Genomic DNA, 19,579 nt, shown 5'->3' with positions numbered 1-19,579 from the left:
ATGATCAGCCCTTAATGCCGTAATGCTCCAGCATCGCATCCAGCTGCGGTTCACGACCACGGAAGCGTTTGAACAGATCCATCGGCTCTTCTGAACCGCCACGGCTCAGAATGTTGTCGAGGAACGACTGTCCGGTTTCACGGTTGAAAATGCCCTCTTCCTCAAAGCGCGAGAAGGCATCTGCCGCCAGCACGTCGGCCCACAGGTAGCTGTAGTAACCTGCGGCATAACCACCGGCGAAAATATGGCTGAAAGCGTGCGGGAAACGGCCCCAGGATGGAGACGGTACTACGGCAACCAGTTTCTTGATTTCTGCCAGAGTTTCGAGGATTTTCGCTCCCTGATCCGGGCGGAACTCGGCATGGAGGCGGAAATCAAACAGGCCGAACTCCAGCTGGCGCAGAATAAACAGCGCCGCCTGGTAGTTCTTAGCCGCCAGCATTTTATCCAGCAGCTCCTTCGGCAGCGGTTCGCCGGTTTCATAGTGACCGGAGATAAACGCCAGCGCCTCAGGCTCCCAGCACCAGTTTTCCATAAACTGGCTCGGCAGTTCGACCGCATCCCACGGCACCCCGCTGATACCAGATACACCAGCAGTTTCAATGCGGGTCAGCATATGGTGCAGGCCGTGACCGAACTCGTGGAACAGGGTGATCACTTCGTCATGGGTAAACAGCGCCGGTTTACCATTTACCGGGCGGTTGAAGTTACAGGTCAGATACGCGACCGGTTTTTGCAGCGAACCGTCGGCTTTACGCATCTGGCCTACACAGTCATCCATCCACGCCCCGCCGCGCTTGTTTTCACGGGCATACAGGTCGAGGTAGAAGCTGCCGCGCAGTTCGTTGTTCTCGTCATACAGTTCGAAGAAACGTACATCCGGATGCCAGACATCAACATCTTTACGCTCTTTAGCGGTGATGCCGTAAATACGTTTCACCACTTCAAACAAGCCGTTAACCGCTTTGTTTTCCGGGAAGTACGGACGCAGCTGTTCGTCACTGATGCTGTAGAGGTGCTGTTTTTGTTTTTCGCTGTAGTACGCGATATCCCACGGCTGCAACTCATCCACGCCAAATTCGGCTTTAGCGAAGGCACGCAGTTGCGCCAGCTCTTTTTCGCCTTGTGGACGCGCGCGTTTTGCCAGATCGGTTAAGAAATCCAGCACCTGCTGCGGGTTTTCTGCCATTTTAGTAGCAAGGGATTTAAAGGCGTAGTTTTCAAAGCCCAGCAGTTGCGCCAGTTCGTGACGCAGCGCGAGGATCTCTTCCATCACCTTGCTGTTGTCCCACTTACCGGCGTTCGGACCTTGATCGGAGGCGCGGGTGCTGTAAGCGCGATACATCTCTTCGCGCAGAGCCTGGTTGTCGCAGTAGGTCATTACCGGCAGGTAGCTTGGGATATCCAGCGTCAGCAGGTAGCCTTCAAGTTCTTTCGCTTCAGCCTGGGCTTTTGCCGCAGCCAGCGCGCTTTCTGGCATCCCCGCCAGCTCCGCTTCGTCGGTAACGAGTTTGGTCCAGCCCATTGTCGCATCGAGGACGTTGTTGCTGTACTGGTTGCCCAGCTCGGAAAGACGAGTGGCAATCTCACCATAACGCTGCTGTTTCTCTTTCGGCAGACCGATGCCAGAGAGTTCAAAGTCGCGCAGTGCGTTATCAACCGCTTTCTTCTGCGCCGTGTTCAGCGTGGCGTAATGATCGCCATCGCGCAGGTCGCGATATGCTTTATACAGCCCTTCATGTTGTCCTACCCAGGTGCTGTATTCTGACAGCAGCGGCAGGGTTTGTTCGTACGCTTCACGCAGTTCCGGGCTATTTTTCACCGAGTTCAGGTGGCTGACCGGGGAGAAGATACGCCCCAGCACATCGTCCACTTCCGCCAACGGCTGGCAGAGATTTTCCCAGGTGTACGGTGCCCCTTGCGCTACTACGCGCTCCACATTTTCGCGGCAGTCGTTCAGCGCCTTAGTCACGGCTGGAACGACATGTTCCGGGAGAATTTTAGAAAACGGAGGCAATTCAAAGGGAGTCAGTAACGGATTCGTCATTAGCGCAGTCCTGGTTAAAGAGGTTAAGGAAGCGCTCAACAGGCGCTTTACATAATGTTTGTAGCATGGGGTTAAGTGTAGTGAATTTCAATGAGAAACGTTACGCTTTCGCGGCGGCGGCCTCTTTTCGGTATACTGTCCTGATAGGCTTTTGTGCGCCCCGAATACGGGCCGATTTTTACTTACCGGAACACCTTTACCCATGCTCAGTTATCGCCACAGCTTTCACGCTGGCAACCACGCCGACGTCCTTAAACATACCGTTCAGAGCCTGATCATCGAGTCGCTGAAAGAGAAAGATAAACCGTTTCTCTATCTCGATACCCACGCAGGGGCCGGGCGTTATCAGTTAGGCAGCGAACATGCCGAGCGTACCGGCGAATATCTCGAAGGTATCGCCCGTATCTGGCAGCAGGACGATTTGCCTGCAGAGCTGGAGGCGTACATCAATGTGGTAAAACACTTCAACCGTAGCGGTCAGTTGCGTTACTACCCCGGTTCGCCGTTGATTGCTCGTCAGTTACTGCGTGAACAGGACAGCCTGCAACTGACCGAACTGCACCCGAGCGATTACCCGTTGCTACGTTCTGAATTTCAGAAAGACAATCGTGCGCGCGTCGAAAAAGCCGATGGTTTCCAGCAGCTTAAGGCCAAACTGCCGCCGGTTTCCCGCCGTGGTTTAATCCTTATCGACCCGCCGTATGAAATGAAAACCGACTATCAGGCGGTGGTCAGCGGGATAGCAGAAGGCTATAAACGTTTCGCCACTGGCACTTACGCACTGTGGTATCCAGTGGTGTTGCGCCAGCAAATTAAGCGCATGATCCACGACCTGGAAGCGACCGGCATTCGCAAAATTCTGCAAATTGAACTGGCGGTACTGCCAGACAGCGATCGCCGTGGCATGACCGCTTCCGGCATGATTGTGATTAACCCGCCGTGGAAGCTGGAACAGCAGATGAATAACGTGCTGCCGTGGCTGCACAGCAAACTGGTTCCGGCAGGCACCGGGCACGCCACCGTAAGCTGGATCGTGCCGGAGTAATTGCAGCCATTGCTGGCACCTATTACGTCTCGCGCTACAATCGCGGTAATCAACGATAAGGACACTCTGTCATGACTAAACACTATGATTACATCGCCATCGGCGGCGGCAGCGGCGGTATCGCCTCCATCAACCGCGCGGCTATGTACGGTCAGAAATGCGCGCTGATTGAAGCCAAAGAACTGGGCGGCACCTGCGTGAACGTCGGCTGCGTACCGAAGAAAGTGATGTGGCACGCGGCGCAAATCCGTGAAGCGATCCACATGTACGGTCCGGATTATGGTTTCGATACCACTATAAATAAATTCAACTGGGAAACGTTGATCGCCAGCCGTACCGCCTATATCGACCGTATTCATACTTCCTATGAAAACGTGCTCGGTAAAAATAACGTTGATGTAATCAAAGGCTTTGCCCGCTTCGTTGATGCCAAAACGCTGGAGGTAAACGGCGAAACCATCACGGCCGATCATATTCTGATCGCCACCGGCGGTCGTCCGAGCCACCCGGATATTCCAGGCGTGGAATACGGTATTGATTCTGATGGCTTCTTCGCCCTTCCTGCTTTGCCAGAGCGCGTGGCGGTTGTTGGCGCGGGTTACATCGCCGTTGAGCTGGCGGGCGTGATTAACGGCCTCGGCGCGAAAACGCATCTGTTTGTGCGTAAACATGCGCCGCTGCGCAGCTTCGACCCGATGATCTCTGAAACGCTGGTCGAAGTGATGAACGCCGAAGGCCCGCAGTTGCACACCAACGCCATCCCGAAAGCAGTAGTGAAAAATGCTGATGGTAGCCTGACGCTGGAGCTGGAAGATGGGCGCAGTGAAACGGTGGATTGCCTGATTTGGGCGATTGGTCGCGAGCCTGCCAATGACAACATCAACCTGGAAGCCGCTGGCGTTAAAACTAACGAAAAAGGCTATATCGTCGTCGATAAATATCAAAATACCAACGTTGAAGGTATTTACGCGGTGGGCGATAACACGGGTGCAGTGGAACTGACACCGGTAGCAGTTGCAGCGGGTCGCCGTCTCTCTGAACGCCTGTTTAATAACAAGCCGGATGAGCATCTCGATTACAGCAACATTCCGACCGTGGTCTTCAGCCATCCGCCGATTGGGACTGTTGGTTTAACGGAACCGCAGGCGCGCGAGCAGTACGGCGACGATCAGGTGAAAGTGTATAAATCCTCTTTCACCGCGATGTATACCGCCGTCACCACTCACCGCCAGCCGTGCCGCATGAAACTGGTATGCGTTGGACCGGAAGAGAAGATTGTCGGAATTCACGGCATTGGTTTTGGTATGGATGAAATGTTGCAGGGCTTCGCGGTGGCGCTGAAGATGGGGGCGACCAAAAAAGACTTCGACAATACCGTCGCCATTCACCCGACGGCGGCAGAAGAGTTCGTGACCATGCGTTAAATGTTAAAGGGCAAAGAGTGGTGTGCTCTTTGCCCTTAGCTACGTTTCCGCTATCAGTTCAGAAGCTGAAGCAGGAAGCGGATCAGTTCCAGCAGCGCAATTAACGCCCCAAGAACGATGATTGCTTTATCAATCACCCGTTTTCTCCATGCTATGGAGTGAGAATGCATCCGCTTACTCATCCACTGCCTGTCACGGCGCATGTCTCATTGTTAGATAAGAACTCTCTCACTCCGGCCAGAGCATCAGTTAACGGCACCACCCGTACTTCTGACCAGGACTTTGAAAGCGTTTATGCGCATTACCAGAGTGAAAATGCCTCAGAGCTAACTGGATAATCATACAGTACATGCAGGTTATAAAACCAGCACGTCCTTGCAATAGTTTCAGTATGGTATTAGCATTGATGCGTTAGATGATGGCATTCTCACTCCAACCAGAGCCACCAACTCAGGGCTGGAAAGTAAAAAACCGACGCGAAGTCGGTTTTTTTACGTCCGGATTCGGACAAGGCTTGGTACGGCAGCGACCCGATGAAAGTATATAAATCCTCTTTCACCAACATGTATAGCAAACTGTCCCTTCTCCAGCTGAAGAAATCGCTAATTCTTGCAATGTTAGCCACTGGCTAATAGTATTGAACTGTTAGATAAGAGCTCTCTCACTCCAGCCAGAGCCACCAACTCAGGGCTGGAAAGTAAAAAACCGACGCAAAGTCGGTTTTTTTACGTCCTGATTCAGACCTCCTTTCAAATGAATAGCCAACTCAAAATTCACACCTATTACCTTCCTCTGCACATACACATTCGTTAAACCATATATGTTTTTGACTTATCCGCTTCGAAGAGAGACACTACCTGCAACAATCAGGAGCGCAATATGTCATTTCTGTTACCCATCCAACTGTTCAAAATTCTTGCTGATGAAACCCGTCTGGGCATCGTTTTACTGCTCAGCGAGCTGGGAGAATTATGCGTCTGCGATCTCTGTACTGCCCTCGATCAGTCGCAGCCCAAGATATCCCGCCACCTGGCATTGCTGCGTGAAAGTGGGCTATTGCTGGATCGCAAGCAGGGTAAGTGGGTTCATTACCGCTTATCACCGCATATTCCATCATGGGCCGCGAAAATTATTGAGCAGGCCTGGCGATGCGAACAGGAAAAGGTTCAGGTGATTGTCCGCAACCTGGCTCGACAAAATTGTTCCGAAGACAGTAAGAACATTTGTAGTTAAAAAATTTATCTAAACACATATGGATTTGCACATGTGTTTTTTCCGGGAGGCATTATGTTACTGGCAGGCGCTATCTTTGTCCTGACCATCGTATTGGTTATCTGGCAGCCGAAAGGTTTAGGCATCGGCTGGAGTGCAACACTCGGCGCAGTACTGGCGTTAGTTACGGGCGTGGTACATCCGGGTGATATTCCGGTGGTGTGGAATATCGTCTGGAACGCGACGGCTGCGTTTATTGCCGTTATTATCATCAGCCTGCTGCTGGATGAGTCCGGCTTTTTTGAATGGGCAGCGCTGCACGTCTCACGCTGGGGCAATGGACGCGGTCGCTTGCTGTTTACCTGGATTGTCCTGCTCGGTGCTGCCGTTGCAGCTCTGTTTGCCAATGATGGCGCGGCGCTTATTTTGACACCGATTGTCATCGCCATGCTGCTGGCTTTAGGGTTCAGTAAAGGCACGACGCTTGCGTTCGTGATGGCGGCCGGGTTCATTGCCGATACCGCCAGCCTGCCGCTTATTGTCTCCAACCTGGTGAATATCGTTTCCGCAGATTTCTTTGGCCTCGGCTTTCGCGAATATGCCTCGGTGATGGTGCCGGTGGATATCGCCGCGATTGTTGCCACGCTGGTGATGTTGCATCTCTATTTCCGCAAAGATATTCCGCAGAACTACGACATGGCGCTGCTGAAATCTCCCGCAGAAGCGATTAAAGATCCTGCTACGTTCAAAACTGGCTGGGTTGTTTTACTGCTTCTGCTGGTGGGATTTTTCGTTCTGGAACCGCTCGGCATTCCGGTCAGCGCCATTGCGGCAGTGGGCGCGCTGATATTATTTGCCGTCGCTAAACGCGGTCATGCAATTAATACGGGTAAGGTGCTACGCGGTGCGCCCTGGCAGATTGTCATCTTCTCGCTCGGCATGTATCTGGTGGTTTATGGCCTGCGCAATGCCGGACTAACGGAATATCTTTCTGGCGTACTCAACGTGCTGGCGGAAAACGGCCTGTGGGCCGCGACGCTCGGCACCGGATTCCTCACCGCCTTCCTCTCTTCTATTATGAACAATATGCCGACGGTACTGGTTGGCGCGTTGTCCATTGATGGCAGCACGGCATCTGGCGTTATCAAAGAAGCGATGGTTTATGCCAACGTGATTGGCTGCGATTTGGGGCCGAAAATTACCCCAATTGGTAGCCTGGCTACGCTACTCTGGCTGCACGTTCTTTCGCAGAAGAATATGACTATCAGCTGGGGATATTACTTCCGTACAGGGATTATCATGACCCTGCCGGTGCTTTTTGTGACGCTGGCTGCGCTGGCGCTACGTCTCTCTTTCACTTTGTAATGAGATATTGATATGAGCAACATTACCATTTATCACAACCCGGCCTGCGGTACGTCGCGTAATACGCTGGAGATGATCCGCAACAGCGGTACAGAACCGACCATCGTCTATTATCTGGAAACCCCACCGACGCGTGATGAACTGGTCAAACTCATTGCCGATATGGGGATTTCCGTACGCGCGCTGCTGCGTAAAAACGTCGAGCCGTATGAGGAACTGGGCCTTGCAGAAGATAAATTTACTGACGATCGGTTAATCGACTTTATGCTTCAGCACCCGATTCTGATTAATCGCCCGATTGTGGTGACGCCGCTGGGAACTCGCCTGTGTCGCCCTTCAGAAGTGGTGCTGGAAATTCTGCCAGATGCGCAACAAGGCGCGTTCACCAAGGAAGATGGCGAGAAAGTGGTTGATGAAGCGGGTAAACGCTTGAAATAAAGCGGCGATATCCACTGCCCATAGTTGGTAAAGTGCGCTTTGTTTATGTCGGATGCGACGCTAACGCGTCTTATCCGACCTACAAAACCGTGCATGGCATGAAATCTGTAGCGCGTAGCGCATCAGGCAATTTTGCTATTTACGCAGCACTCCTCGCGTAAGAATTCAATTATCGCTTCCAGCATTGCGTATTGCGAAACACACATCAGCGTTCGACTCTCACGGTTTTGTTTGACCAGCCCTACCGATACCAGTGCTGAAATATGGTGACTGAGTGTAGAGCCGGGTATCCCAAGCTGCTTTTGCAACTCACCGACCGGCAAACCTTGTTCCCCCGCTTTGACCAGGTGTTTGAATATGAACAAACGGGTCGGGTGACCTAGCTCTTTCAGCGCTTTAGCAACTTCTTCCAACTGCATATGACACCCCCTTTGTCTGGTTGATATTTCGATAATACCAGAAATATCTTGATCTGAATTTCATTTCGATTATTCTGGAAATATAGATTTATTCAATGAGGTTACGTATGAGTAGTTGGCTTGCGATGCTGCAAGATGCCGCAGAGATGTTTGTGTTTCTCGCCGTTGAGCTTTCTTTGCTGTTTATAGTGATTAGTGCCGGTGTGAGCCTGATAAGACAAAAGGTGCCAGACCATAAAATCCAGCAGATGATGGGGGCCAGAAAAGGGAGAGGTTATCTCCTGGCTGCTCTGTTGGGAGCCGTTACCCCGTTCTGTAGTTGCTCGACAATACCCATGTTACGTGGATTGTTGTCAGCGAAAGCCGGGTTTGGTCCAACCCTTACTTTTTTATTTGTTTCACCGCTACTTAATCCCATTATCGTCGGACTAATGTGGGTGACCTTTGGCTGGAAAGTGACCTTGTTGTACGCGATTATCGCCGCCGGCGTCTCCGTACTTGCCAGTATTATCCTGGATTCTCTGGGATTTGAACGTCATATTATTGCCAGTAAAAGCTCATCAGCAAATTGTTGTGCTCCAGCCAAAACTTCGCCGGGGACGACATATACGCCAATAAAAGTGAGTTGCTGTAGTCCAGCGGCTAAAGCCATTGAGAAACCTGTAGTAAACTGTTGCAGTACCAAAGCTGTGGTAAGTATTAATCCCATAAAACTAGCCACCAAAGATGCGTTGCAACAGTTTAAAGATGTACTGCCATATCTTTTGTTAGGGGTATTAATAGGCTCTTTTATTTATGGCTTTATTCCCTCAGAGTGGATTGCCGCTCATGCAGGGGCAGATAATCCCTTCGCCATCCCATTGAGCGCCGTTGTCGGTATTCCGCTATATATCCGGGCAGAGGCGGTTATCCCTCTGGCATCTGTTCTGATGACAAAAGGAATGGCTCTGGGAGCATTAATGGCATTAATCATCGGCAGTGCCGGCGCAAGCCTGACGGAAGTGATATTACTTAAATCAATGTTCAGAATACCGATGATAGTTGCATTCCTGACGGTTATATTAGGTATGGCTATCTTGATGGGCTATTTGACTCAAATGCTATTTTAAATAGATGCCAGCAGTAAACTATAAGGAGCATTGTGAGTGCCTTATCCTTCTGAGTAGAAAATCATAGATAGGATAATCTTTAAAAATCACAAATAACTTAACTAATGCTTTGAGAATGATGACGGATCCGTCAGTAAGTCATCAATCGACAATCACCACGCAATCATGCTTCTCTGACATTTTATCGGAGAAGCAATGTCTCTTTGTTTCAGTGCTATCCCCCCTTTTAAAGGGCAGATTTCAGTCGCCAATACAACACATTTTTAAATACACTTTAACCTGGTTCATTATTACACATCTAAAACATCACAAAAATATCACTTCACACACTATCGGTGAACATCATAACTTTTTAAAATGAGCGCTTTTTGATAGTTGTTAACGTTTTCCTTTACGATACTATCACTGCCCTTTTTTTATACACAAATATTACCGGGTGGAGATAAAAGGGAAATCAAAGGTAATTATATCAGGAAGAGATAACGCATTACATTTATTGTGTGTAGAAGAAAATCCATTCCTGTTCTAATTATCCAATTTAAACATCTTAGCATAAAACAAATGATGAATAAGGAATTTTATGTCAATTGACTTTACCCCAGGTATAATAAATACATATCACGGCGATATTTATAACTGCACAACAAATACCGATAATGCTAAAACGCCAGACACACCGAAGTGGCCTTGCGATAATTTGGAAGAACAACAACCCATTAATTCCACATTCTCTGGAGAAGGATATACCTCTGATCAATATGATTTAGCGCAACACCAACTTCAACAAATTAATGCGTGCCACACGAACACTACATATACAAATGCAGAATACTCAAAAGTTGTGACTCAACTTGTAAGTCTTATTACTAACATTGAAACGATAAGTTCGACACCACTTACGCAACAGACACAATCAATACTTAATCAGATTAATAACATTAGATACGAAAAAAACAAAAGTGCTGAATGTCGAATCATTGTTGTCGCTAATCCTAAACCCGACAAGGCAATCATAACTAAAATTAGCGTAGAAGAGGGAATACCAGTAAGATTCAGTGTCCAAACCATGTTTTCAGATACTAATTTTATTGCTGAACAACGAGCTGACTTACCGACTAATATAAAAGATATTCAAAACCTGTATCAAAAAATGACGAAGTTATATATTGAGCACAGTGAAAATAAAAACAGGATGAAAGTCTTTGCCGGAACCAACTTTATTGATTTCAATATGACAGGACAGAACCTGTCCGGGTTCGTTCTAACCTTGTCAAGGTTTTATTTCGAAGATCTACTTAATATAAATTTCACTGACGCAAATTTAGGTGACACTATTTTTTCACATAAAGAACACCCTGCCCCAAAATTATATAAAGACGAACAATATCTTGACAAACAAATCGAAGGTTTATTTTCAACATTATTAACCATTAATGACAACTTTTTACGAGCAAAAGCGGAAATTGCTTCGACAATAATTAAATTCTTAGAGGCCAGGATAACCAATATTTCATACAATGACATATTAAAATATCAGCAAGAATTCAAAAAACAATGTTATAAGCAAGTTAAAGCCTTTACGACACTCTCCCGATACAATAAAATTCAAACATGGGCAGAAATGTCTGAATATCAATTCGAAGTATTTCAACGCGAGACGCTTAACCCAAAAAAAATGTCATGCGCACCTTATTTAAAGAGATCGCTACCTGATGAAAAAACTATAAATTATGGGGTGGAAATAGAAACACCAACTGGCAAAAGAATTCGCTTATCAAATCATTACCAGAATATAATCCCATAATATGAACATTAGCACTTTATAATCATTGAATAAAAATAGATTTTATGTACCTTTAAAAAAAGGCTATTTTATGGGGCGATGGATACTCATGTCACGCCCCAAAATTAACAGAATTAAACTAAACAGAAGGGATATAAACATCAGACAGGTTTACGTTACTATCAGGCATATCGCCTCAGAATCAGATGAAAACTATAAAGAAATATCTATTATGGTTTTAATATTTGTTGATAAGGATAGTAACATGAACATGACAAAAGGTGCACTCATCCTCAGCCTTTCATTTTTGCTTGCCGCATGTAGTTCAATTCCGCAAAATATCAAAGGCAATAACCAACCTGATATTCAAAAAAGTTTTGTTGCTGTTCATAACCAGCCGGGGTTATATGTTGGTCAACAAGCGCGCTTTGGTGGGAAGGTTATCAACGTTATCAATGGCAAAACGGATACGTTGTTAGAAATCGCTGTATTACCGTTGGATAGCTATGCGAAGCCTGATATTGAAGCCAACTATCAGGGCCGACTGCTCGCCAGACAAAGCGGCTTCCTTGATCCAGTGAACTATCGTAATCACTTTGTTACCATCCTCGGTACCATTCAGGGTGAACAACCTGGCTTTATCAATAAAGTCCCGTATAACTTCCTCGAAGTGAATATGCAGGGCATCCAGGTGTGGCATTTGAGAGAAGTGGTTAATACCACCTATAACCTGTGGGATTACGGCTATGGTGCATTCTGGCCGGAACCGGGCTGGGGTGCGCCTTACTACACCAACGCGGTGAGTCAGGTAACACCTGAGCTGGTCAAATAACACCACCGAAAGATGCAGATGCTTTCTCAGCATCTGCATCATGCATTACATCAAATTAATACACAGCCAGCTAACTATTATTATAAGCCCTGTCCTGTTAATTACCTTTGGCAAACTGATTATAAAGTTAATGTCCGCACCAGGAGTCGGTTATGTTTCTTATAATTACCAGGGATACGATGTTCTTCACTGCGATGAAAAACATTCTGAGTAAAGGTAATGTCGTTCATATACAGAACGAAGAAGAGATCGACGTAATGTTGCATCAGCATGCCTTCGTCATTATTGATACATTAATGAATAATGTATTTCATTCTAATTTGCTCACTCAGATTGAACGATTAAAACCTGTCCATGTGATTATTTTCTCTCCCTTTAATATTAAACGCTGCCTGGGGAAAGTACCGGTGACCTTTGTTCCGCGAACTATCACCATCATCGACTTTGTCGCACTCATCAATGGCAGTTACTGCTCTGTGCCTGAAGCGGATGTGTCCCTTTCGCGCAAGCAGCATCAGGTTCTGAGCTGCATTGCGAATCAAATGACAACGGAAGATATTCTGGAGAAACTGAAAATATCGCTAAAAACGTTCTACTGCCATAAACACAATATCATGATGATCCTCAATCTTAAGCGGATCAATGAGTTGGTACGCCATCAGCATATTGATTATCTGGTGTGATCGATTGATTAATATAAAGAGGCCCAGCAATAAATAGCCAGACCTCCCTTTAATTATACGTTATGCAGTAACGCCTTCCGGTATCAGCGAAGCAATTTGCTTACGCCATTGCGCTTGCTCCTGTTCGCCTTCTGTACGTTGACCATAAAGTTGCGCTATCTGCGTACCATCATGGGCAAACAATTCCAGACTGGTCACATAACCGTCACTAGCAGGTTTACGGGTTACCCAGGTTTCAGCAATGCTCTCTTCTAATAGATGAAGAGTAAACGTCGGGTTAAAAATATTCAGCCAACCTTTCATTGGCACCACTTTTTCTACCACGCCAGTGAAAATCTGTACGCAGCCACGGTTGCCAACAAACACCATGATTTCATTGCCATCCTGCTGTGCAGATTCAAGAATTTGCGCCAACGCACTGTTGGATACTTTGCAGGCCAAATCGTCTGCCACCAGATTGAACGCCTGTTGGCGCGTCAGGTTGTGGCGCTTGAGCAACGTAAAAAACTGATGAACGTCGGTCATCGCCCGCCACTCTTGCTCGACCACACTGGCATCGGCTCGCATTTGAACGACTGGCGCATCAACGGCTTTTAACTCAAGCGGCGTATTCTCATCGGTGATAAACCGTGCCAGAAGCTCACTCCATGCCGCCATATCGGTATTGTCGGTGGCATAAACTTTTAGTAATGCATCGCCCTGATGATCAAAGAACTGAATACTCTGGCGTTCGCCACGAGTCGTATTTTCTTTAATGTGAAAAACACTGGCCCATTGATTGAGAAACAGACGCAAATCCAGCGCGCGTGGATTGAGGATCAATCCGGCATGTCCGTTCAAATGCTGGTTTGTGAACGCACCAACTTGCTCATGGACTGCATATTCATTACGGCAAATACATTTGGTCTCGCCAACACTTTCGAGCGCCGCCAGAATTTCACGGATATCGCCGCGCATCCGCCACGCATCGTGCGTGACGCGTGCAAATGCCAGTTCTGCTTCGCTAATATTCATTAAACCTGCGATGTCACGCGCGTACTTTCCGGGATTTTGTTCTTTTAACTCAAGCCAGCGTGTGTAGTGGTTCATTGTCTCTCTTCCTTCCAGATAAATGCCCCGAAATATCGGGGCAGATGATTACCATTGATAACTCACGAAAATTTTTCCATTACGACCATCCTGTGGGATGCCTTGTGGCGACCAGTACTCTTTGTCGAAAGCGTTACCCAACACCAAAGTAGTGGTCATACCTTTGAGCGCCTGTTGTCCTTGATAACTGACGTAGAAATCATTCACGCCATAGCCTGGTTGTTTGCTGTAACTGCTGCTGATATGTGTTGAGCGATCGGCAAACGTACCAACCCACCCAACAGAGAAGCCACTGTGAGCGATCGGAATATTCAGGGTACTGGTAACGGTATCCGGGTTAATGCTGGAGATATATTCCCCAGTATCGGTGTCTTTGCCGCGGGTACGGTTATAGGCCACATCAAGGCTAAACAGATCAGTGGTATATTTCGTCATTACATCCCAGCCCCAGATTTTGGCGTTCGGGACGTTATACGACATAGTTGTCGCCGCCGCGAAATCGACGGTCGTGGAGATGTAATCCTTCGCTTTGGTATCAAAGTAGCTGGCTTTAAATTCCAGGGTATCATTGGACAACATCAGGTCATCAAAACGCAGCCCAAAACCGTACTCCTGAGTTTCGTTAGTTTCCGGACGTAAGTTCGGGTTTGGCACCCAATAGTTGGTATAGAAGCGACCAATCGAGAAGTGCTTAGAATCGTTATACATTTCGCCCATCGTCGGGGCGCGGAATGCCTGGGCATATGAGCCAAATAACATCAGCCAGTTAGTCGGATTGATAGTCATCCCCGCACGAGATGACCATTTGTCGGCATCAACATCTTTGTAACCGTCACTGCTACCGCGATAACTGTCATAGCGGGTTCCGCCAAGCAGGGTAATCGGCAGATCGCGTAAGGTGATCTCATCCTGTAGCCAGCCGGAGCTAAAATCGATTTTTGCTTGCGGGAAGCCCGTCGTCGCGCCGCCCGGATGTTGTTCCTGACGATAATACTCACCGCCATATGTCAGTAAGTGAGAAGCGAAACTGTCGGCAAAGAGAGTGGAACGGTTCTCCAGCCTGGCTCCTTTTGTTATCTGTTCACGATACTCGCCGGAACTCCCCGTGTTTTGCGCATTAATACGGACTTCCGACCAGTAAATTTTTGCATCTGCATTTAACCAGTCGTTGCCCTGCGGGGCGAGTTTATAAGAAAGCTGCGCATCGCGTTGAATTGTTGAACGATCAACCATCGGGTTGCTGCTATCAGAAGCCTCAACAGTCTGCGGATTTTTTGGTTCACGCGCGTCGTTGTTGTAGTAACGCACTAAACCGCTCAGAGACTGGGCTGAATCAATTTGCCAGGTCCCTTTCGCCAGCATGTTATTAATGGACTCGTCATTCGGCGCGGTTTCACCATTGCTCTGGCGTAAATCACCCCGACCGCGACTGGACCAGGCCACAATACCATCCAGATTTTCAGTTCGCCCAAACGCGCTCGCGCCTAATCCCAGGCTATGGTCCCCCGTGCCGCCAGTACCAAAGACACGAAAACCACTGCTTTGTCCTTCCTGCAATAAATCTTTTGCATCGACCGTATCGTAGGAGATCACTCCACCCAGCGCACCACTGCCATACAGTAATGCTGAAGGTCCGCGAACAATCTCAACACGCTTGATCAGCGCCGGATCGAGAAAAGTGCCATTCAGGTGTCCGGTATCCGTTCCCTGGCGAACACCATCGACAAGAACCAGCACGCCGCGATGATCATAGCCACGCATATTTACATCCTGACCGTTGGTTCGTCCGGTACCATCAAGAGTAATTCCAGGAACATGACGCAGCAAATCAGTGGCTGAAGTAGCCGTTTGATTTTCAGGAGCGGAAGTGTCGATGACGCTGACCATCATAGGCGCTTCGAAGGAACTACGGGCATTCCCCGTTGCCGTAACGGTCATGGTTTCAGTAGCAAAAGCAAACGTTGGCAAGGTGGCAGAAACAGCCAAAGCCAACAAACTCAAACGCAACGAGGTAAATTGCGGACGTGACATAGCGATTCTCCATGAGGAAAATAAAAAATGCTGGCTGCCTGGGTTAATACCGGGGTGGCTGGCGAAAAATAAATTTATTTAAAATTCAGAGCGATAATATTCGCCGGGTGAGTTTACAGGCGTTTATATCCCATGAAATTGCCTGGTATCTCGGCAAATACGCAAAAGCACGCCCTCTTTGTCAGGCAAAACGATATGCCCCATCAGGAGTGAAGAGCGCTGTGCGTTATCCCTTGCAAATGCTATGGTTTTGTTATCCATATGGTCGTGTTTTGTTAAGCGCGAACGTGATAATGAGAATTATTATCGATCAATTTTTTATGATCAAGCTTTTTTTTAACCGCCATTAACACAATAAACAGGTGGTTATGAAACTTATCCTGCGCCCTGTAAACCACTTTGTTTTTATGGTTATTCCCCCATGACCTCATTACTAAACTTTGTCGTTAGCAGTGATAATTTTCTCTTCGCTTTGCTCTGCAAGCCTCGATATCTGTGGGTTCTCAGCTTTTTCCCGCGCTGAAATTTAGTCGGTAACAAGAACGTTAGCTGACGAAGCATCTTGATAAAAATCAAAAATAAATACGCTTGTAACGCCTTGCGTATTGAATCGACGGTTGTATTTCATATATAACTCAAATGATAATAATGATCATTCTCAATTTGATAAGAGTTCTCATATTATGCCAAGGATCATCACCAGGCCGTTTCTTTTTTCCCCACTAACGTTATGTATTTCAGCCGTGGCCTCTGCCGCGAAGACCGCGGTAAAACGAAAAAAAATGTTTACGGCAGTACTGGCTCTTAGCTGGGCTTTTAGCGTAACGGCTGCCGAACGTATCGTGGTCGCAGGAGGATCGCTGACGGAGCTAATCTACGCGATGGGCGCTGGCGAACGCGTGGTTGGTGTCGATGAAACGACATCTTATCCACCAGAAACCGCCAAACTGCCGCATATTGGCTACTGGAAACAACTCAACAGCGAAGGCATTTTGTCACTTCGCCCGGATAGCGTAATTACCTGGCAGGATGCCGGGCCACAAATTGTGCTCGACCAACTACGAGCGCAGAAAGTCAACGTCGTTACCCTGCCGCGTGTGCCTGCCACCCTTGAGCAGATGTACGCCAACATTCGCCAACTGGCAAAAACGCTACAGGTTCCTGAACAAGGCGAGGCGCTGGTGACACAGATCAACCAACGCCTGGAGCGAGTACAGCAAAACGTGGCGGCCAAAAAAGCCCCGGTTAAAGCCATGTTTATTCTCTCCGCAGGCGGAAGTGCGCCACAGGTTGCCGGTAAAGGCAGCGTCGCGGACGCCATTCTTTCGCTTGCCGGAGCAGAAAACGTCGCAACCCACCAGCAGTACAAAAGCTACAGTGCAGAATCACTGATTGCGGCCAATCCAGAAGTGATTGTCGTAACCTCACAAATGGTCGATGGCGATATTAATCGGCTACGTTCTATTGCCGGAATTACCCACACTGCCGCATGGAAAAACCAGCGCATTATCACCGTTGATCAAAACCTGATTCTGGGAATGGGTCCGCGTATTGCTGATGTCGTTGAGTCTTTACACCAGCAGCTTTGGCCGCAATAAATGGATTTAAATCAGACGAATGAACGCAAATAACACCCTGGATCTCACGCCACATTTTGCTTTAGACGGTGATCAGCCATTTAAAGACAGGCGCGCCATGATGCCGTTTCGTGGAGCCATTCCGGTTGCCAAAGAGCAACTGGCACAGACCTGGCAAGAGATGATCAATCAAACGGTATCACCACGTAAGCGACTGGTTTATCTACACATTCCTTTTTGTGCGACACACTGCACGTTTTGTGGTTTTTATCAGAACCGTTTTAATGAAGATGCGTGTGCTCATTATACCGACGCCCTGATTCGTGAAATAGAAATGGAAGCGGACAGCGTATTGCATCATTCTGCCCCCATCCACGCGGTCTATTTCGGTGGCGGTACGCCTTCCGCGCTTTCGGCACACGATTTGGCCAGAATCATCACCACATTACGAGAAAAGCTGCCACTGGCCCCTGATTGTGAAATCACTATCGAAGGCCGGGTACTGAATTTTGACGCTGAGCGAATCGATGCTTGCCTTGATGCAGGAGCAAACCGCTTCTCAATTGGTATTCAGTCGTTTAACAGCAAAATCCGTAAGAAAATGGCCCGCACCTCGGATGGCCCAACCGCCATTGCGTTTATGGAAAGCCTGGTCAAACGCGACCGTGCTGCGGTGGTCTGTGATCTGCTGTTTGGCCTGCCGGGTCAGGATGCGCAAACCTGGGGAGAAGATCTGGCTATTGCTCGCGATATCGGTCTCGACGGCGTCGATCTCTATGCGCTCAATGTCCTGCCCAATACACCGCTGGGCAAAGCCGTGGAAAATGGGCGCACTACCGTGCCCTCTCCGGCAGAACGTCGCGATCTTTATCTGCAAGGGTGTGATTTTATGGACGATGACGGTTGGCGCTGCATCAGTAACAGCCACTGGGGCCGTACCACACGCGAACGCAATCTCTATAACCTGCTGATAAAACAAGGTGCCGATTGTCTGGCCTTTGGTTCCGGAGCCGGCGGTTCGATTAATGGTTACTCCTGGATGAACGAACGCAATCTTCAGACCTGGCATGAATCCGTCGCGGCAGGCAAAAAACCGCTGATGATGATCATGCGTAACGCCGAACGTGATGCGCAATGGCGTCATACCTTGCAGTCAGGTGTTGAAACAGCGCGTGTACCGCTGGATGAACTTACGCCACATGCCGAAAAACTCGCGCCGTTACTGGCTCAATGGCACCAAAAAGGCTTAAGCCGCGATGCGTCAACTTGCCTGCGGCTGACTAATGAAGGTCGTTTCTGGGCAAGCAATATTTTGCAGTCTCTTAATGAACTAATTCAGGTACTTAATGCGCCAGCGATTGTGCGTGAAAAACCATAACAGGAGTGATTTATGAGCCATGTCTCGTTACAAGAATTTTTGAAAACGGAGCCGGACGGTACGCTGGAGGTGGTAGCCGAACAATACAACACCACACTGCTGGAAGTAGTGAAAAACCTGCCCTCCTCAACCATAGTGTCAGGCGATAAATTCGATACTGTCTGGGATACCGTCTGCGAATGGGGCAACGTCACCACGTTAGTACATACTGCCGATGTTATCCTCGAATTTAGCGGCGAACTGCCTTCGGGTTTCCACCGCCACGGCTATTTCAACCTACGCGGAAAGCACGGCATGTCCGGGCATATCAAAGCAGAAAACTGCACGCATATTGCCTTGATCGAACGTAAATTTATGGGCATGGACACCGCCTCTATTCTCTTTTTCAATAAGAAAGGCAGCGCCATGCTGAAAATCTTCCTCGGCAGGGATGACCATCGTCAGCTCCTGAGCGAACAAGTCAGCGCCTTCCATGCTCTGGCAGCATCGTTAAAGGAACACGCCTGATGACACCGTGGCTACTCTTTGGCGCAGGCGGAAAAGGTGTGGGTGCCAGAACGCTTGAACTGGCGCTGGCAGAGCAACGTCCGGTCGTTGCTGTCGTTCGTCATGCCGATGCCGCCACGAAACTGGCGCAACAAGGCGTACAGTTTTTTACAGGCGACGCCTGTGATGCCAGCGTAGTCGCGGATGCTTGCCGCGCAGCTGGCCCGGATGCGCTTATCATCTCAACAATGGGCGGAGCTCAGGATTATCTGGCGCACAGAACAGTGATTGATGAGGCCGAAAAGGCCGGCATTAGTCGCATGATTCTGGTGACCTCTTTGGGATGCGGCGATAGCTGGCCGTTTTTATCGGAGCGAGCAAAGGCTGCGTTTGGTCAGGCGGTACGGGAAAAAACGCTGGCGGAAAGCTGGTTGCAAACCAGCCAGCTTGATTACGCCATTCTCCGCCCTGGCGGTCTGCTTGATGGGGCGGCAACGGGCAAAGCACAACGGATACAAAATCAGGAGTGTCATGGTTTTGTTAACCGTGCCGATGTCGCCGCACATATCCATGAACTGGCAAATGCGCCAGCACTTAACCAGCAGGTCTACAGTCTGATTGAACCGGACCTGAAACCGGCGTGATCCCCCGGCGCGGAATC

The 19,579-nt window shown here is 48.5% G+C and carries 18 protein-coding genes; 13 read left to right on the top strand and 5 right to left on the bottom strand.

Features of this window, described 5'->3' with window-relative positions; genetic code table 11:
• Positions 1 to 4 precede the first annotated feature (4 nt).
• Entirely contained in the window at positions 5 to 2,047 is a 2,043-nt protein-coding gene (gene prlC / locus ACJHWK_RS18640) for an oligopeptidase A (RefSeq protein WP_001298719.1), read from the bottom strand.
• Between the two features lie 202 nt (positions 2,048 to 2,249).
• Here prlC and rlmJ point away from each other — a divergent pair, with 202 nt between their 5' ends.
• Together rlmJ and gorA are read left to right on the top strand one after the other, a co-directional pair.
• A complete protein-coding gene (gene rlmJ / locus ACJHWK_RS18635; RefSeq protein WP_001296497.1) occupies positions 2,250 to 3,092 on the top strand; it encodes a 23S rRNA (adenine(2030)-N(6))-methyltransferase in 843 nt (280 codons plus the stop codon).
• 71 nt (positions 3,093 to 3,163) lie between these two features.
• Complete coding sequence (gene gorA, locus ACJHWK_RS18630; RefSeq protein WP_000160811.1) at positions 3,164 to 4,516, top strand: glutathione-disulfide reductase; 1,353 nt, start codon at positions 3,164 to 3,166, stop codon at positions 4,514 to 4,516.
• A gap of 53 nt (positions 4,517 to 4,569) precedes the next feature.
• Here gorA and dinQ read toward each other — a convergent pair whose 3' ends face one another.
• Positions 4,570 to 4,653, bottom strand: a complete 84-nt coding sequence (gene dinQ, locus ACJHWK_RS18625; protein WP_001295215.1) for a damage-inducible type I toxin DinQ — start codon at positions 4,651 to 4,653, stop codon at positions 4,570 to 4,572.
• Positions 4,654 to 5,395: 742 nt separating this feature from the next.
• Here dinQ and arsR point away from each other — a divergent pair.
• From arsR to arsC, 3 genes are read left to right on the top strand one after another with little or no spacing between them, the layout of a single operon-like run.
• Positions 5,396 to 5,749: an As(III)-sensing metalloregulatory transcriptional repressor ArsR gene (arsR, locus tag ACJHWK_RS18620; RefSeq protein ID WP_000008965.1), complete on the top strand. Its 354-nt coding sequence runs from the start codon at positions 5,396 to 5,398 to the stop codon at positions 5,747 to 5,749.
• A 54-nt stretch (positions 5,750 to 5,803) separates the two neighbouring features.
• Complete coding sequence (arsB, locus tag ACJHWK_RS18615) at positions 5,804 to 7,093, top strand: arsenite/antimonite:H(+) antiporter ArsB (RefSeq protein ID WP_001328189.1); 1,290 nt, start codon at positions 5,804 to 5,806, stop codon at positions 7,091 to 7,093.
• A gap of 12 nt (positions 7,094 to 7,105) precedes the next feature.
• A complete protein-coding gene (gene arsC, locus ACJHWK_RS18610; RefSeq protein ID WP_000065800.1) occupies positions 7,106 to 7,531 on the top strand; it encodes a glutaredoxin-dependent arsenate reductase in 426 nt (141 codons plus the stop codon).
• A 122-nt stretch (positions 7,532 to 7,653) separates the two neighbouring features.
• Here arsC and ACJHWK_RS18605 read toward each other — a convergent pair whose 3' ends face one another.
• The gene (locus ACJHWK_RS18605) at positions 7,654 to 7,950 is read right to left on the bottom strand and encodes an ArsR/SmtB family transcription factor (RefSeq protein WP_001175589.1); all 297 of its coding nucleotides are present in this window, start codon (positions 7,948 to 7,950) and stop codon (positions 7,654 to 7,656) included.
• Positions 7,951 to 8,057: 107 nt separating this feature from the next.
• Here ACJHWK_RS18605 and ACJHWK_RS18600 point away from each other — a divergent pair, with 107 nt between their 5' ends.
• From ACJHWK_RS18600 to ACJHWK_RS18585, 4 genes are all read left to right on the top strand, one after another.
• Positions 8,058 to 9,059 (top strand): permease, encoded by a 1,002-nt coding sequence (locus ACJHWK_RS18600; protein ID WP_001521528.1) that lies wholly within the window; start codon positions 8,058 to 8,060, stop codon positions 9,057 to 9,059.
• A gap of 580 nt (positions 9,060 to 9,639) precedes the next feature.
• Positions 9,640 to 10,863 (top strand): hypothetical protein, encoded by a 1,224-nt coding sequence (locus tag ACJHWK_RS18595; protein WP_001521529.1) that lies wholly within the window; start codon positions 9,640 to 9,642, stop codon positions 10,861 to 10,863.
• Positions 10,864 to 11,107: 244 nt separating this feature from the next.
• The gene (gene slp / locus ACJHWK_RS18590) at positions 11,108 to 11,674 is read left to right on the top strand and encodes an outer membrane lipoprotein Slp (protein ID WP_001057453.1); all 567 of its coding nucleotides are present in this window, start codon (positions 11,108 to 11,110) and stop codon (positions 11,672 to 11,674) included.
• A gap of 152 nt (positions 11,675 to 11,826) precedes the next feature.
• Positions 11,827 to 12,357: a helix-turn-helix transcriptional regulator gene (locus tag ACJHWK_RS18585; RefSeq protein ID WP_000478615.1), complete on the top strand. Its 531-nt coding sequence runs from the start codon at positions 11,827 to 11,829 to the stop codon at positions 12,355 to 12,357.
• Between the two features lie 60 nt (positions 12,358 to 12,417).
• On the opposite strand, the gene chuS is transcribed toward ACJHWK_RS18585, so the two are convergent.
• Together chuS and chuA are read right to left on the bottom strand one after the other, a co-directional pair.
• On the bottom strand, positions 12,418 to 13,446 hold the full coding sequence (gene chuS / locus ACJHWK_RS18580; protein ID WP_001521531.1) for a hematinate-forming heme oxygenase ChuS: 1,029 nt from the start codon (positions 13,444 to 13,446) through the stop codon (positions 12,418 to 12,420).
• A gap of 48 nt (positions 13,447 to 13,494) precedes the next feature.
• The gene (gene chuA, locus ACJHWK_RS18575) at positions 13,495 to 15,477 is read right to left on the bottom strand and encodes a TonB-dependent heme/hemoglobin receptor ChuA/ShuA (RefSeq protein WP_001521535.1); all 1,983 of its coding nucleotides are present in this window, start codon (positions 15,475 to 15,477) and stop codon (positions 13,495 to 13,497) included.
• A gap of 683 nt (positions 15,478 to 16,160) precedes the next feature.
• On the opposite strand from chuA, the gene shuT reads away from it, so the two are divergent.
• Genes shuT through chuY form a run of 4 tightly spaced genes read left to right on the top strand, consistent with a single transcriptional unit; the run spans position 16,161 to position 19,562 of the window.
• Entirely contained in the window at positions 16,161 to 17,075 is a 915-nt protein-coding gene (gene shuT, locus ACJHWK_RS18570) for a heme ABC transporter substrate-binding protein ShuT (RefSeq protein WP_001521536.1), read from the top strand.
• A gap of 19 nt (positions 17,076 to 17,094) precedes the next feature.
• Positions 17,095 to 18,432, top strand: a complete 1,338-nt coding sequence (gene hutW, locus ACJHWK_RS18565; RefSeq protein ID WP_021517335.1) for a heme anaerobic degradation radical SAM methyltransferase ChuW/HutW — start codon at positions 17,095 to 17,097, stop codon at positions 18,430 to 18,432.
• Positions 18,433 to 18,444: 12 nt separating this feature from the next.
• Positions 18,445 to 18,939, top strand: coding sequence for a heme utilization cystosolic carrier protein HutX (hutX, locus tag ACJHWK_RS18560; RefSeq protein WP_001521538.1), 495 nt, complete (start codon positions 18,445 to 18,447; stop codon positions 18,937 to 18,939).
• Positions 18,939 to 19,562 (top strand): anaerobilin reductase, encoded by a 624-nt coding sequence (gene chuY, locus ACJHWK_RS18555; RefSeq protein WP_001521539.1) that lies wholly within the window; start codon positions 18,939 to 18,941, stop codon positions 19,560 to 19,562. Before hutX ends, chuY begins: the two co-directional genes overlap by 1 nt.
• Positions 19,563 to 19,579: the final 17 nt, after the last annotated feature.

This window comes from Escherichia sp. WS547 (genome assembly GCF_046486065.1).
Classification (GTDB): domain Bacteria; phylum Pseudomonadota; class Gammaproteobacteria; order Enterobacterales; family Enterobacteriaceae; genus Escherichia; species Escherichia coli.
This window is presented reverse-complemented; position numbering and strand designations above follow the sequence as displayed.

Bases quoted from the DNA above. Each gene is read 5' to 3' on its own strand.
- prlC (WP_001298719.1), bottom strand. From the start codon at position 2,047: ATGACGAATCCGTTACTGACTCCCTTTGAATTGCCTCCGTTTTCTAAA.
- rlmJ (WP_001296497.1), top strand. From the start codon at position 2,250: ATGCTCAGTTATCGCCACAGCTTTCACGCTGGCAACCACGCCGACGTC.
- gorA (WP_000160811.1), top strand. From the start codon at position 3,164: ATGACTAAACACTATGATTACATCGCCATCGGCGGCGGCAGCGGCGGT.
- arsR (WP_000008965.1), top strand. From the start codon at position 5,396: ATGTCATTTCTGTTACCCATCCAACTGTTCAAAATTCTTGCTGATGAA.
- arsB (WP_001328189.1), top strand. From the start codon at position 5,804: ATGTTACTGGCAGGCGCTATCTTTGTCCTGACCATCGTATTGGTTATC.
- arsC (WP_000065800.1), top strand. From the start codon at position 7,106: ATGAGCAACATTACCATTTATCACAACCCGGCCTGCGGTACGTCGCGT.
- ACJHWK_RS18605 (WP_001175589.1), bottom strand. From the start codon at position 7,950: ATGCAGTTGGAAGAAGTTGCTAAAGCGCTGAAAGAGCTAGGTCACCCG.
- ACJHWK_RS18600 (WP_001521528.1), top strand. From the start codon at position 8,058: ATGAGTAGTTGGCTTGCGATGCTGCAAGATGCCGCAGAGATGTTTGTG.
- ACJHWK_RS18595 (WP_001521529.1), top strand. From the start codon at position 9,640: ATGTCAATTGACTTTACCCCAGGTATAATAAATACATATCACGGCGAT.
- slp (WP_001057453.1), top strand. From the start codon at position 11,108: ATGAACATGACAAAAGGTGCACTCATCCTCAGCCTTTCATTTTTGCTT.
- ACJHWK_RS18585 (WP_000478615.1), top strand. From the start codon at position 11,827: ATGTTTCTTATAATTACCAGGGATACGATGTTCTTCACTGCGATGAAA.
- chuS (WP_001521531.1), bottom strand. From the start codon at position 13,446: ATGAACCACTACACACGCTGGCTTGAGTTAAAAGAACAAAATCCCGGA.
- chuA (WP_001521535.1), bottom strand. From the start codon at position 15,477: ATGTCACGTCCGCAATTTACCTCGTTGCGTTTGAGTTTGTTGGCTTTG.
- shuT (WP_001521536.1), top strand. From the start codon at position 16,161: ATGCCAAGGATCATCACCAGGCCGTTTCTTTTTTCCCCACTAACGTTA.
- hutW (WP_021517335.1), top strand. From the start codon at position 17,095: ATGAACGCAAATAACACCCTGGATCTCACGCCACATTTTGCTTTAGAC.
- hutX (WP_001521538.1), top strand. From the start codon at position 18,445: ATGAGCCATGTCTCGTTACAAGAATTTTTGAAAACGGAGCCGGACGGT.
- chuY (WP_001521539.1), top strand. From the start codon at position 18,939: ATGACACCGTGGCTACTCTTTGGCGCAGGCGGAAAAGGTGTGGGTGCC.